Origin of the sequence: Caulobacter sp. DWR1-3-2b1 (assembly GCF_049895765.1) — a bacterium.
In the GTDB taxonomy this organism is placed as follows: domain Bacteria; phylum Pseudomonadota; class Alphaproteobacteria; order Caulobacterales; family Caulobacteraceae; genus Caulobacter.
The window spans coordinates 144,866-157,407 of record NZ_JAFCSZ010000008.1 but is presented as its reverse complement, the minus strand read 5'-3'; the positions used below and the strand labels follow the sequence as shown (position 1 = coordinate 157,407).

Here is a 12,542-nt window from a genome sequence, read left to right as displayed (position 1 = left end):
TTGATCCCATGACGCTTCGCCAGGCCCCTCAGGCTCTCTTGACTATGCTGTATCGCTCGACGGACCGCCGCTGTCGTTGTGGCGCTCCCGTGGTGTACCTGCCCCATAGCGCATCCTTCCAACCATCGGAAAATAGTGCACCATCAAAGTCCGGGACCAAACATCTAGGGCGACTTAGGCCGAGCTAGCCCCTCCGGTCCTGTGGGCCACTTCGCCCAAGAGGCGCGCTATTGCATATGACCAAAAACGGCTGTCATCCCGGACAAGCGCGCAGCGTGCAGATCCGGGACCGGCGCCTGAACTCAGCGCTCCCAGTGGTCCCGGATCTGCGCTTCGCTTGTCCGGGATGACAGCTTTTTTCCGCGCAACTCCATATGCGATATCCCTGCCCCAAGAGGGAGGAGCTACTATAGGGTCGCTATGCCCCTCCCCCAGCTCATCCTCCTGCCCGGCCTGCTGAACGACGCCGAGCTGTGGCGCGACCAGATCGCCGGCCTCGCCGACGTCGCTCGCCTCTTCGTCCCGGATCTGACGCGCGGCGAAACCATCCGCGAACTGGCTGAGTCGGTGCTGGCTGACGCTGAGCCGACCTTCGCCGTGGCCGGCTTTTCCATGGGCGGCTATGTCGCCCAGGAGATTGCCCGCCAGGCGCCCGACCGTATCGAGCGGTTGGCCCTGCTGGACACCTCGATCCGCGTCGACAGCCCCGAACGCGCGGCGCGGCGGCTGGCTCTGACCGAGGCGGCCCGCAAGTCAGGCGAGTTCATCGGCATCGGCCAGGCCATCATGAAAAGCTATATCGACGCCTCGCGCCTCGACGACCACGACCTGACCGGCCGCATCGTCGCCATGACCCAGCGCCTGGGCCGCAAGGTGTTCATCCGTCAGAACAGCCTGGAGCGCGAGGACGGCGAGGCGGCGCTCCGGGCGTTGCGCGTCCCACTCGCGATCATCTGTGGCGAGAACGACCAGATCACCCCCGCCGCCGGTCACCGCGAAATGGCCCGGGCCATCGGGTGCTCGCACCTGCTGATTATCCCCCAAGCCGGGCACATGACCCCGATGGAGGCCGCCGGCCCGGTGAACGGCGCGCTGCGGCACTGGCTGGAGCGACCAGCGGGCCACAGATAATCCGCCGCCGTTTCACTCTTAGCCGGCCCCAAAAACGTCAATGACCGACTGATTGCTCAGCCGGCCATTTCCGTCGGGGGATCGGAGATCGAGTTAGAAGTTGAAGCGGACGCCTGCGACGTAGCGGCGACCGAAGGTTTCGTACTCGATCGGATAACGCTTCTGGTCTCCATAGCGGCGGGCGCCCTGATCGGTCAGGTTGACGCCGTCGAGGTAGACTTCGAAGTTCTGGTTGACCTGGTAGCGGACGGACAGATCCAGCTCCTCGTCGGCATCCCAGAAGACGTCACCATTATCGGCCGGGTACACGCCGCCGTTGATCGTCTGGTAGTTGCCGACTGACTCGCCCCAGGGCGTGCGATACTGGTAGGCGAGACGGACCGTCAGGCCGTACTTCTCATAGATGGCCTGGACGTTATAGACCGCGTCCGAGGTGCCCAGGACGCTGATCTTTCGCGCTGGCAGTATACCCGTGGCCGGAAGGCTCACCTCCGACGAGGTCCAGGTGCCCGACAGACGGGTGCCAAAGCCTTCCATCCATTCGGGCAGGTTCAGATCACTGACCAACTTCCTGGCGGTGCCGGAAAAGAAGACTTCCAGACCCTGCAGGTGACCGTCGCCGCCGTTATCGATCCGCGAATAGGTGTAGATTGAGCGGTCAAGGTTCGGGAGGTTGAGGTTATCGCGTCCGTAAACGTTGGACGTCTGGACGAGGACGTCCGAAATATCCTTGTAGAACAGGCCCGCCGAGAAGAAGCCCTCGGGGGTCATGTACCACTCGACATAGGTGTCCAGGCCGATCTGCTTCTCGGGCTTGGCGTCGGGGTTGCCGCCCGAGATCGTCTGGGCCGTGTCATTGATCGTGAAGTTGGGACGCAAGTCGTCGAAGTCGGCGCGCGAGGCCGAGGTGGTCAAGCCCACACGCAGCTTGACGTTTTCGTGAACGTTCCAGTTCAGGTGAACGCTGGGATAAACCAGTGTCTCGTCGCTGGAGGTGTTGACCAGGCGGATCTCGGCCGGGGTGGCGCCGACGGCCGGGAAGTTCACATAGGCCTGGCCGGTGTTCTCAATCATCTCGACGCGGGCGCCGTAGACCAGGCTGCCCCAGTCAAAGGTGGTGGTGCCCATGCCGTAGGCGGCGATGATCTTCTCCGACACCTTCCAGAAGTTGCCACGGGTGTCGTTGCGGACCGCTACGCCCGTCGCGACCAGGTTATCCATATAGGCCGTCGTCGCGCCGGCATTGGTGTAGCGGAAGCTGTAGTTGAGGTCCTGAGTGCCCATATAGGCGTCGTCGATGGCGAAGAAGGCCCAGGGCGGCGCGTTGCTGGCGGTGAAGGCGCGCGTATAGCTGGTCTCGCGCGACTTCTTGGTGCGGTCGGTATAGAGGCCGCCAAACTCGAGCTTGGTTGGCAGGCCGAAGAACTGCGTTTCGTGGTCCAGATCGAACTTGCCGGTCCAGGCGCTGGTGATGTCGCCGCCTTTGAGGTTGCCGATGCTCGTGGCCGGGAACTGGAAGGCCTCGATATTGGTGATCTGCGCGCCCTTGGTGCGGGCCGCGGTCGTGCCGCCGGTGCTGAACAGCTTGACGGTGTTGGCGTCGCCGTTGCGGAAGTCATACTCGACCGTCGGGCGCAGCAGGAAGCTGGACGGGCTCTGGAAGGCGGCGGTCACCGGGGTGTTTCGGCCGTCGTCCGTGAACGTATAGTTCAGGCGCCACGACACGTTCCAGGCCGGCAGGCTGTGCTCGCCGCCGACCGTGTTGGTGGTCATGAACTCTTCGGTGTCGCGGTAGTCGACGCGGGCGTTGGTCCGGGCGCCATAGACAGTGCCGAAGGTCGGGTCGTTGGCGTTAATGTAGGCGGCGGTGTTGTATCCGTTGCCTGCGGCGTCCGTACCCTGATCGAGACGGAAGATGAAGTTATCGCGCAGTTCATCGTCATGGTAGAATGTATTGATGGTGCTGGCGAAGATCATATTGTCGTCGTCGAACTTGTAATCGATGCGGGTCGAGCCCGAGATGTTCGAACGATTCAGACGGTAGTGCTTGTTCTCGTGTTCGCGCGCGAAGTGCTTGGTCGGATCGGTCGTGTTGGTAATGTAGGGATCGGTTTCCCAGTTATTGGTGACCATGTCGCGGCTGTAAAACGAGCCCTGAGCCACGATGCCCAGCTTGCCGTCCATCAGGATGTTCGAATAGACGAGGCTGGTGTCCAGCTCGGTCCCGCCGCCCAGCTCGACCTTGCCGACCCCAAGCTTGCCGGTCAGTTTCTGGCCTTGATAATCGAAGGCGCGGCGCGTGCGGATGTCGATATTGCCGGCGACGGTGTCGCCCGGCATCGACGGCACGACGGCCTTTTGCACGGTGATCTGGCTGGCAATGGCCGAGGGAATGTTGTCGAAGCGCGAGTCGCGGCCCTGCGGGCTGACCACGCTCAGACCGTCGAACGACAGCGTCGTCCAGTAGACGGGCGCGCCGCGCAGGTTGACGTAACGGGCTTGGCCCTGGTCGCGCTGGACGGCGACGCCCGGCAGGCGACCAACGGCAAAGGCGATGTTCTGGTCGGGCAGGTCGCCGACGGCGTCGGCCGAGATGACGCTGACCAACGAGTCCGAGGCGCGCTGCACCTGCAGGGCGGTCGCTTCGCTCTCCGCGAGCGGGCGACGGGCGGTCACCAGCAGTTCGCTTACCTCGGCGGTCCCACCGCCGCCGATCTGGGCATTTGCCATTGACGTCAAGCCGAACGCCGACACCGCACCCATCAGAAGAACTCGGAATTTCATTGTAGCCCCCTCGATTAGTTGGGGGAGGGTTAGTTAGGCTCTGTGAAACATTTTCAGGATTTAGGTTGTCGAATTGTGACAGCCTCGCGGAACCTGAGCCATGTCGCCAACTGGCAACACCCTCGGGATCTGGTGTGCGGCCCGCTGAATACTCGACTGGACCAGCCGATCGACCTCAGGCGGCGCCCCGGCCGCCATCGTCGTCGGCGGCCATGAAGCCCATCAGGGCGTCAACGCGGGCCAGCAGCTCGGCGCGGGCCTGGGGTCCGGGGAGCTCGCTGTTCATGCAGTCTTCCAGCGCCGCGGCGGCCGCGATCAGACGGGGCTCCTTCACGGCGTCGCCGACCTTGCGCAGCTCCACCGCCTGGGCGGCCAAGGCGCGGCGGGCCTGGTTGGGGTCGGAGTCCAGCGCTTGGGCGGCCGAGCGGACGATGCGCAGGGCCTGGGACAGCCGCGCGGCAATCGTACCCTTGGCGTCGGCCTTGCGCTTGCGCGGACCCTTGTAGTCGGCCGAGTTGAAGCGACGCCGGTCGGGACCGACATATTGCACCGCCTCGATCCAGTCGCGCGGCTTCAGGGTTACGGCTTCGAGACGGCGCTCCAGATCCCCGATCGTGAACGGCTTGCGCATGAACTCGTGCACCCCCGCGTCGCGAGCCCCGAAGATCAGCTCGGCCGTGGCCTCGACTGTACACATGATGATCGGCGCCTCGCGGCAGACCAGATCGCTGCGGCGAATCTTCTTGGTCAGGATCAGGCCATCGACGCCGGTGCTGGCCGACTCGACGAAGATCAGCTGCGGATCGACCGCGCGGGCCATCGCATAGCCCTTCTCGATGGTCGGCGCCGGAAAGATCTGGACGCCGCCCAACTGCCGAAGCTGGTCGGCCAGCAGCCGCGCCGTCGCCGGATTGGAGTCGACGACCAGCACCCGCTGAACCTTGGCGGCGACACGCTGTATGGTGCGGAGATTGCCGTCGAACACCGGGAAATCGGCTCCTGAAAAGGTGATTCGGCCTCATACTTAACGGCCGTTCGTAAAAATCCGCTTGATAAGCTTGACCGTGCGTCGCTTCAGTTTGTCAGGGTCACACTAAGACCGCCTTCGAAGTCCTGGAAGATATCGATGGCCTCGTCCACATGGGCCGTCGGCGGACGCCCCTCGGGGAACCGATAGCGCCAATAGCTGGCGATGTGCGAGATCACCCCAACCTTTTCGCCCAGCGAGAGGAAAAGGTCGGGCGCGCGCAACAGAAAATCCCGGAAGGCCTGCGGCCTGCCGTTCTCGATCAGATCCTCGAAGGCGTCATCATAGACCTGCAGCGTGCGTTGCACAGCCTTGCGCTCGATCACCACACCGGCTTGGAGGCGCTTGCGGGCCTCGTCCAGATAGCGAGCAGTCTCGGTGTCGCGCGCCCCGGCGATGACCAGCTTGCCGATCTCGCCGCTGACCGAGGCCAGCTCGGGCCACAGGCGGGTCAGCATCCATTTGTAGTAGAGAAAGCCCTTCCAGCTGAAGACGCCTTCCTTGAAGCTCTCGCCCTCCAACATGAGGGTCTCGCGCAGGGGCTCCAGGCGCTCGTCGACATCGGTCGACAGCAGGGCCTCGACCAGACGCGCGGCGTGGGTGCCCGGGAAGCGGCCGGTGTCGCGATAGGCCAGATCGATCAGCCGCGAAATCTCGAAGCTCACAAAGCCCTGCATCTGCTCCAGGTCGGCGGGCGACAGGGCGAAATAGCAGGCGGCCACGTTCATGCCGTGGCGGCGCAGGTGCTCGCGCAGAAGGAACGGGTCGAACGACGGCAGCATGTCGATCATGCGCAGCGTCGCCAGGTCGCGGGTCATGTCGGTGGTGTCGTTGCAGGCCTCGCGCAGGAGGTCGGCCCAGCCGCGCTGCCCTACGAAAAACGATTGACCGCCCAGACCCAGATCGCCCCGGTCGAAGGGGATGATGATCTTGGTAGCCGTCGGTCGCGCCTCGTCGAACAGGAAGATGTCGTCGCTGCGCAGGCGATGTTTGACGATCAAGGCGTTGTTGAGGATCCGGTTGCGGAACAGCGGATGCAGGGCGTGCTCAGGCCGATGGCCGCTGTCGGCCTGAATGGCTAGCAGGTTCAACACCCGGCTGGTCGAGGCCGTCCGCTCCAGCGCCCGCAGGCTGCGGGTCACGCGGTCGTTGCTGCGCACCGGCTTGAGTTTACGACGCGCTGACAAGGACGACCCTCTCCGGAGGCCGCCCTTGTAGAACCTCGCGTCCTAAATAAGCGCTAACCGAACGTCGGTCGCCCAACGGTTGTCCTCAGATCGCGGGCGGTAGGGCCTACCCCTGGAAGGGGTCGCGCATCAGGATGGTGTCGTCGCGCTCGGGGCTGGTCGACAACAGGGCCACCGGCGCGCCGATCAGCTCCTCAACCCGGCGCACATATTTCACCGCATTAGCGTTGAGGTCCTTGAACGAGCGGGCGCCGGCTGTGCTTTCACTCCAGCCTTCCATTTCTTCGTAGATCGGCATGGCGGCCTGCTGGTCGCGCATGCCGGCCGGCAGGTAGTCGACGGTCTTGTCGCCGATCCTGTAGCCGACGCAGATCTTCAGGGTCTTGAGGCCGTCCAGCACGTCCAGCTTTGTCAGGGCAACGCCGTGAATGCCGTTGATGGCCACCGACTGGCGCACCAGTACGGCGTCGAACCAGCCGCAGCGACGGGCGCGGCCGGTGTTGACGCCGACCTCGCGGCCGACGGTGGACAGGTGCACGCCCACCTCATCGAAGAGTTCCGCCGCGAACGGGCCTTCGCCGACGCGGGTGGTGTAGGCCTTAACGATGCCCAGCACATAGCCGGTCGCCGAGGGCCCCATGCCCGAACCGGCCGAAGCCTGGCCCGCCACGGTGTTGGACGAGGTGACGAACGGATAGGTGCCGTGGTCGACGTCCAGCAGAGCGCCTTGAGCGCCCTCGAACAGAATGCGGCGGCCGGCCTTGTAGGCCTGGTCCAGCACCCGCCACGCCGGTTGGGCATAGGGCAGGATGCGCGGGGCTAGTGCCATCAGGGCGTCGAACAGCTCTTGGGCATTGGCTTCCGGCAAGCCGAGGCCGCGACGCAGGGCGTCGTGATGCGAGAGCAGGCGCTCGATCTTCGGCTTCAGGACTTCGGGATCGGCCAAGTCAGCGACACGGATGGCGCGGCGGCCGACCTTGTCTTCATAGGCAGGGCCGATGCCTCGCCCAGTGGTGCCGATCTTCTGGCTGGAGGCGGCCTCGCGGGCTTGGTCCAGGTCCTTGTGCAGCGGAAGGATCAGGCAGGCATTGTCGGCCAGGATCAGCAGCTCGGGTGAGATGACCACGCCCTGTTCAGCGATCTTGTCGATCTCGCCCAGCAGGTGCCAGGGATCGACCACCACACCGTTACCAATGACCGACAACTTGCCTTGAACGACCCCAGAGGGCAGCAGGGCCAGCTTGTAGACCTTGCCGTCGACCACCAGCGTGTGGCCGGCGTTGTGGCCGCCCTGGAAACGCACGACGACATCGGCTCGATTGCTGAGCCAGTCGACGATCTTGCCCTTGCCCTCGTCGCCCCACTGGGCGCCGACTACGGTCACATTGGCCATGATAGAGATATGCCTTGTCACCTGCCCGGTGACGTCACGCGGCCCTTCGACAGGACTCGGCCGCAGACGCTTATTCGATTTTGGGCGGCGTCACGAGAGCGGCCAAGCCAAATCCCGCAAAGTCAGAAGGCGTAGACCAGCCGAACCCCTACATCGTCAAGCCCCTGGTTCTTGCCCTGAGCGAAGATCTGGCCGTTCGAAAGGTGAGTATAGCTGAGCTCGGCCGACCAGCTGTCGTTGAACTGGTAGCCCAGCGCCAGCTCGGGCTCGAACAGCACCTGCGAGCCGAAATCGATGCGCGTGTAATAGAGGTTAGTGCGGCGGGCGCGTTCCTCTGGCGTCAGGTTCGGAGCATTGGCCGGCGGCAGGCCCGCCTCGCCGTCGGTATAGGCCAGGCCAAAGCCCGGGCGCAGATAGAAGCCGCCCCGCGCGCCCAGCTCGATCTTCCAGTCGAAGCCCACGGCCACGAAGTTGGAGGTGTTTTCGCTGTTGAGCGACACGAAGGCATGGACCTGTGGCTTGCCCAGCCAGGTCAGGCTTTCGATCCGGTCGGTGCGATAGCCCAGATGGATGTCGACGCCGTCCTCGCGACCAGCGGCGCCCAGGCCCACGGCCTCGCCGATAAAGGTGACGTCGTGCTTGTAGAGGCCTGCGAAGACCTCCTCGGCCATGGCAGGCGCGGCGAAACCCAGCGCCGCGACGGCGGCGGCGGCAAACATTGCGGTCTTCATGTGGTTTCCCTGAACAGCCCAACCCCGAGCTGGTTATGGCTTGAACGGCGAGGCTCGCAAAGAGTTTCGATCACAACGCGCGCGAGCTAGACCTTTGGGCATGACCATCACCCTATCCGACATCCAGGCCGCCGCTGGTCGCCTGAAGGGCCATGCGGTCGAGACGCCGCTGATCGAGAGCCCCGCCTTGAACGAGCGTCTGGGCGGGCGGGTGCTGCTCAAGCCCGAAACCCTGCAGCGGGCGGGGGCCTTCAAGTTTCGCGGGGCCTATAACCGGCTGAGCCAGCTGACCGCTGACGAGCGCAAGCGCGGGGTCGTGGCCTTCTCGTCGGGCAACCACGCCCAGGGCGTGGCCCTGGCGGCCCAGTTGATCGGCTGCCCGGCCCTCATCGTCATGCCGTCAGACTCGCCGGCGGTGAAGGTGGCGGGGACCAAGGGTTTCGGGGCCGAGATTCGTTTCTACGACCGCTTCACCGAGGATCGCATCGCCATCGCCGACGAGATCGCGGCCCAACGCGGTTGCATCGTCGTGCCCTCCTATGACGACCCGCACATCATCGCCGGCCAAGGTACGCTGGGGCTGGAGATCGTCGAACAGGCCCGTGCGCTCGGCGTCGAGCTGGACCGAGTGCTTTCGCCAGTCGGCGGCGGCGGCCTGATCGCCGGGACCAGCACGGCGGTGAAGGGCCTGTCGCCCACGACCAAGGTCTGGGGCGCTGAACCCGCTGGCTTCGACGAGACGCGGCGCTCGATGATCTCCGGCCAGCGCGAGAGCATCGACAAGGACGCCCGCTCGATCTGCGACGCCTTGCTGACCTTGATTCCCGGCGCGCTGACCTGGCCGATCAACAGCCAGCTGCTCAGCGGCATCGTCGCGGTGACCGACGCCGAGGTCGCCGAGGCCATGCGCTATGCCTTCTCGGTGCTGAAACTTGTGGTCGAACCCGGCGGTTGCGTAGCCCTGGCGGCGGCGCTGGCGGGCAAGATCGATGTGGCTGGCAAGACGAGCGCGGTCGTGCTGTCAGGCGGCAATGTCGATCCGGGGTTGTTCGCGCGGGTGTTGGCGGGTGAGATTTAAGCCACCACAAACCCCGTCATCCCGCGACTTGTTCGCGGGATGACGGTCAAGGAATGGGAACAGCATGAACTTTCCACCGCACGCCGCCCTCCCTCAGACCCCGCTCCTCGTGGTCAATCGCGCCGCTCTGCTCCGCAATATCGACCGCATGCAAGCTCTGTGCGATGCGGTCGGCGTTCGTCTCCGCGCCCACGGCAAGACGCACAAGTGCTCGAACCTCGGCCGGCTGATCGTCGAACGCGGCGCGGTTGGTCTCTGCGCCCAGACGGTCGGCGAGGCTGAGGCCTTCGTGGCCGGCGGGATCAAGGACATTCTCGTCACCGCCCCGCCCCCGGCCTGGGCCGGAGGACGCCTGGCCGCCCTGGCCAAGGCCGGCGCGCGGATCGGCGTCACCGCCGACGACGAGGGCCAGATCGACCGCCTGTCCGACGCGGCCGTCGCGGCCGGGACGAAGCTCGACCTCGTGGTGGACCTCGACCTCGGCACCCACCGCACGGGCGTTTATCCGCACGAAGCCTTGAAGCTGGCCCGCGCCGCCGACGCCTCGCCGGGCCTGCGCTTCGCGGGCATCCAGGCCTATCTGGGCCACCTACAGCACCTGGACGACGGCGCGGCCCGCAAGGCCGCCGACGAGGCCGCCTTTGCCACGCTGAAGGCCTTGGTCGTGGAATTGACCGCCGTGGGCCTGGCCCCGCCCGTCGTCACTGGTGGCGGCACCGGCACCCACGCCTTCGACCTGGCTTCGGGCGTGTTCACCGAACTCCAGGCGGGCTCATATGCCGTCATGGACGTCGAATACGACGACTGCGGCCCGCCCGGCGGCGGTGAGTGGGCGTTCGAATCCTCACTGCACATCGCGTCCAGCGTCGTCTCGGCCCGCCACAAGAGCCACGTCGTGGTCGATGCTGGTTTCAAGGCGATGTCGATGGACGGCCCGCCCGCCCGCGTGATCTCCGGCGCCGCTCCGGGCTCGCTGTGGCGTCCGATGGGCGACGAGCACGGCATGATCTCCCATCCTTCAATGATCGACGTCCTGAAGGCCGGCGGCCGCGATCCGCTGGGCTTCGCTAGCGCGGTGACGGCGGCCGACGCCGACCCGGCCCGCGACTTTCCCGCCGACGCACCCAGAGTCGGCGACGTCGTCTGGCTTCAGCCGGGCCACTGCGATCCGACCATCAACCTCTACGACGCCCTGCACGTCTGGGACGGGGAGACGCTGGAGCGGTGGGCGGTGGACGGGCGGCGGGTGAGTTCAATCTAATCCCGCTCTCCCCGGCGAAAGCCTGGGCCCAGATCGAACCCCGGGACGCCTGTGCTTCTGGCGCCGCTTCATGGCGCATCACCGCCAAAAGGCTCTGGATGGATCTGGGTCTCGGCCTTCGCCGGGAAGAGCGGGTTTGGGATACGCGGTCAGCCAACCAAACCTGCTTCCCCTCGCCGATCACCCCGGATACGGTCCCGCCCCAACGACAAGATTTGCTCCAAAGAGTGACAACGATGAAACGCCTGCTGCTCGCCACCGCCCTGATCGCCGCACCCATGCTGGCTCATGCCGCTGATGCGCCGAAGATCGACCCCGTCAAGCTTGCCGCCCATATCAAAACCCTGTCCTCCGACGCCTTCGAAGGTCGTGGTCCCGCCACGGCCGGCGAGACCAAGACCGTCGCCTATATCGTCGAGCAGATGAAGGCCGCGGGCCTGGAGCCCGGCGGCGATCTGAAGGCCGGCAAGCGCGCCTGGACCCAGGACGTGCCGCTGGGCATGTTCGAGATCAAGGGTCCGATCAACGCCCACATCATGGTCGGCGGCGCGCATATCGCTTTGAATCAGGGCGAGCAGATCGCGATCCGCGCGGCCATGACCAAGGTCGACAAGGTCTCGATCCAGAACGCCCCGATCGTCTTCGCCGGCTATGGCGTCAAGGCTCCGGAACGCAAGTGGGACGACTTCAAGGGCCTGGACGTCAAGGGCAAGATCGTCGTCGTCCTGATCAATGACCCGGACTTCGAGACGGGATCCGGCGACTTCGGCGGCAAGGCCATGACCTATTACGGCCGCTGGACCTACAAGTTCGAGGAAGCCGCCCGCCTGGGCGCCGCCGGCCTGCTGATCGTCCATGAAACCGCGCCCGCTTCGTACGGCTGGGCGACGGTCAAGAACTCCAACACCAACACGATGTTCGACATTGTCCGCAAGGAGCCGACCAAGCAGCACCCGGCCCTGGAAGGCTGGATCCAGCGCGACACCGCCGTGGATCTGTTCAAGAAAGCGGGCCTGGATTTCGACGCTCTGAAGAAGCAGGCCCAGAGCCGCGACTTCAAGCCGGTGGAACTGAAGGGCGCGACCTTCTCGGCCGCCTACGCGGTCGACCACAAGACCATCGTGTCGAAGAACGTGGTCGGCAAGCTGACCGGCGTCAAGCGTCCTGCCGAGACGGTGTTCTTCACCGGCCACTGGGACCACCTGGGCGTGGGCCAGCCCGACGCCAAGGGCGACAAGATCTATAATGGCGCCGTGGACAACGCGACCGGCATCGCCGCGATGCTGGAAATGGGACGGGTGTTCGCCAAGGGTCCGCGCCCCGCCCGCACCCTGGTCTTCCTGGCCGTGACCGCCGAGGAAAAGGGCCTGCTGGGCTCGGAATATTACGCCGCCAACCCGCTCTATCCGCTGGCAAAAACCGTGGGCGTGCTCAACACCGACGCTCTGGATCCGGCCGGTCCGGCCAAGGACTTCACCATCTCGGGCAGCGCCAAGCTCGGTTTGCTGGACGACCTGATTGCCCACGGCAAGAAGGCTGGCCGCACCTATACGCCCGACCCCGCCACCGAGGCCGGCTACTTCTATCGCTCGGACCACTTCCCCTTCGCCAAGCGCGGCGTGCCGGCCATCTCGTTCGGTTCGGGCGAGGACCTGGTCGAGGGCGGTGTGGCGGCCGGCAAGGCCTTCTCCGACGCCTATCGCATCAACGCCTACCACCAGCCCGCCGATGAATGGAGCGACAGCTGGCGCCTGGATGGCATGACCGCCGACATCAGCCTGATCCAGGGCCTGGGCCTGGACCTGGCCAACTCGACCCGCTGGCCCGAATGGGGCGCGGGTTCGGAGTTCAAGGGTACGCGCGACGCGTCCAAAGCGCAGCGCAAGTAGGCCGCGTGCTGTCATCCCGGCCAAGCGTGCAGTGCGCCAAGCCGGGACCGCCGCAAGCGCC

At 65.4% G+C, this 12,542-nt stretch carries 9 protein-coding genes and 1 pseudogene; 4 read left to right on the top strand and 6 right to left on the bottom strand.

Annotated features, from left to right (window positions below; all coding sequences use genetic code 11):
* Nucleotides 1-107, bottom strand: a pseudogene (locus ACP69S_RS10340) (IS481 family transposase); the annotation flags it as partial.
* 313 nt (nt 108-420) lie between these two features.
* Between ACP69S_RS10340 and ACP69S_RS10335 the strand changes: the two are divergent.
* Nucleotides 421-1,131, top strand: a complete 711-nt coding sequence (locus tag ACP69S_RS10335) for an alpha/beta fold hydrolase (RefSeq protein ID WP_425996884.1) — start codon at nt 421-423, stop codon at nt 1,129-1,131.
* A gap of 93 nt (nt 1,132-1,224) precedes the next feature.
* Here the strand turns inward: ACP69S_RS10335 and ACP69S_RS10330 are convergent, their stop codons facing one another.
* The 5 genes from ACP69S_RS10330 to ACP69S_RS10310 form a co-directional block, all read right to left on the bottom strand.
* The gene (locus ACP69S_RS10330) at nt 1,225-3,915 is read right to left on the bottom strand and encodes a TonB-dependent receptor (RefSeq protein WP_425996882.1); all 2,691 of its coding nucleotides are present in this window, start codon (nt 3,913-3,915) and stop codon (nt 1,225-1,227) included.
* A 175-nt stretch (nt 3,916-4,090) separates the two neighbouring features.
* Complete coding sequence (locus ACP69S_RS10325; protein WP_425996880.1) at nt 4,091-4,900, bottom strand: response regulator transcription factor; 810 nt, start codon at nt 4,898-4,900, stop codon at nt 4,091-4,093.
* Between the two features lie 89 nt (nt 4,901-4,989).
* Nucleotides 4,990-6,129, bottom strand: a complete 1,140-nt coding sequence (locus ACP69S_RS10320; RefSeq protein WP_425996878.1) for a hypothetical protein — start codon at nt 6,127-6,129, stop codon at nt 4,990-4,992.
* Nucleotides 6,130-6,235: 106 nt separating this feature from the next.
* Nucleotides 6,236-7,522: an adenylosuccinate synthase gene (locus ACP69S_RS10315; RefSeq protein WP_425996877.1), complete on the bottom strand. Its 1,287-nt coding sequence runs from the start codon at nt 7,520-7,522 to the stop codon at nt 6,236-6,238.
* 122 nt (nt 7,523-7,644) lie between these two features.
* Complete coding sequence (locus ACP69S_RS10310; RefSeq protein WP_425996875.1) at nt 7,645-8,253, bottom strand: acyloxyacyl hydrolase; 609 nt, start codon at nt 8,251-8,253, stop codon at nt 7,645-7,647.
* 100 nt (nt 8,254-8,353) lie between these two features.
* Here ACP69S_RS10310 and ACP69S_RS10305 point away from each other — a divergent pair, with 100 nt between their 5' ends.
* From ACP69S_RS10305 to ACP69S_RS10295, 3 genes are all read left to right on the top strand, one after another.
* Nucleotides 8,354-9,331, top strand: a complete 978-nt coding sequence (locus ACP69S_RS10305) for a threonine ammonia-lyase (RefSeq protein WP_425996874.1) — start codon at nt 8,354-8,356, stop codon at nt 9,329-9,331.
* A 64-nt stretch (nt 9,332-9,395) separates the two neighbouring features.
* The gene (locus tag ACP69S_RS10300; protein WP_425996872.1) at nt 9,396-10,592 is read left to right on the top strand and encodes an alanine racemase; all 1,197 of its coding nucleotides are present in this window, start codon (nt 9,396-9,398) and stop codon (nt 10,590-10,592) included.
* A 236-nt stretch (nt 10,593-10,828) separates the two neighbouring features.
* The gene (locus ACP69S_RS10295) at nt 10,829-12,481 is read left to right on the top strand and encodes a M28 family metallopeptidase (RefSeq protein ID WP_425996870.1); all 1,653 of its coding nucleotides are present in this window, start codon (nt 10,829-10,831) and stop codon (nt 12,479-12,481) included.
* Nucleotides 12,482-12,542 lie beyond the last annotated feature (61 nt).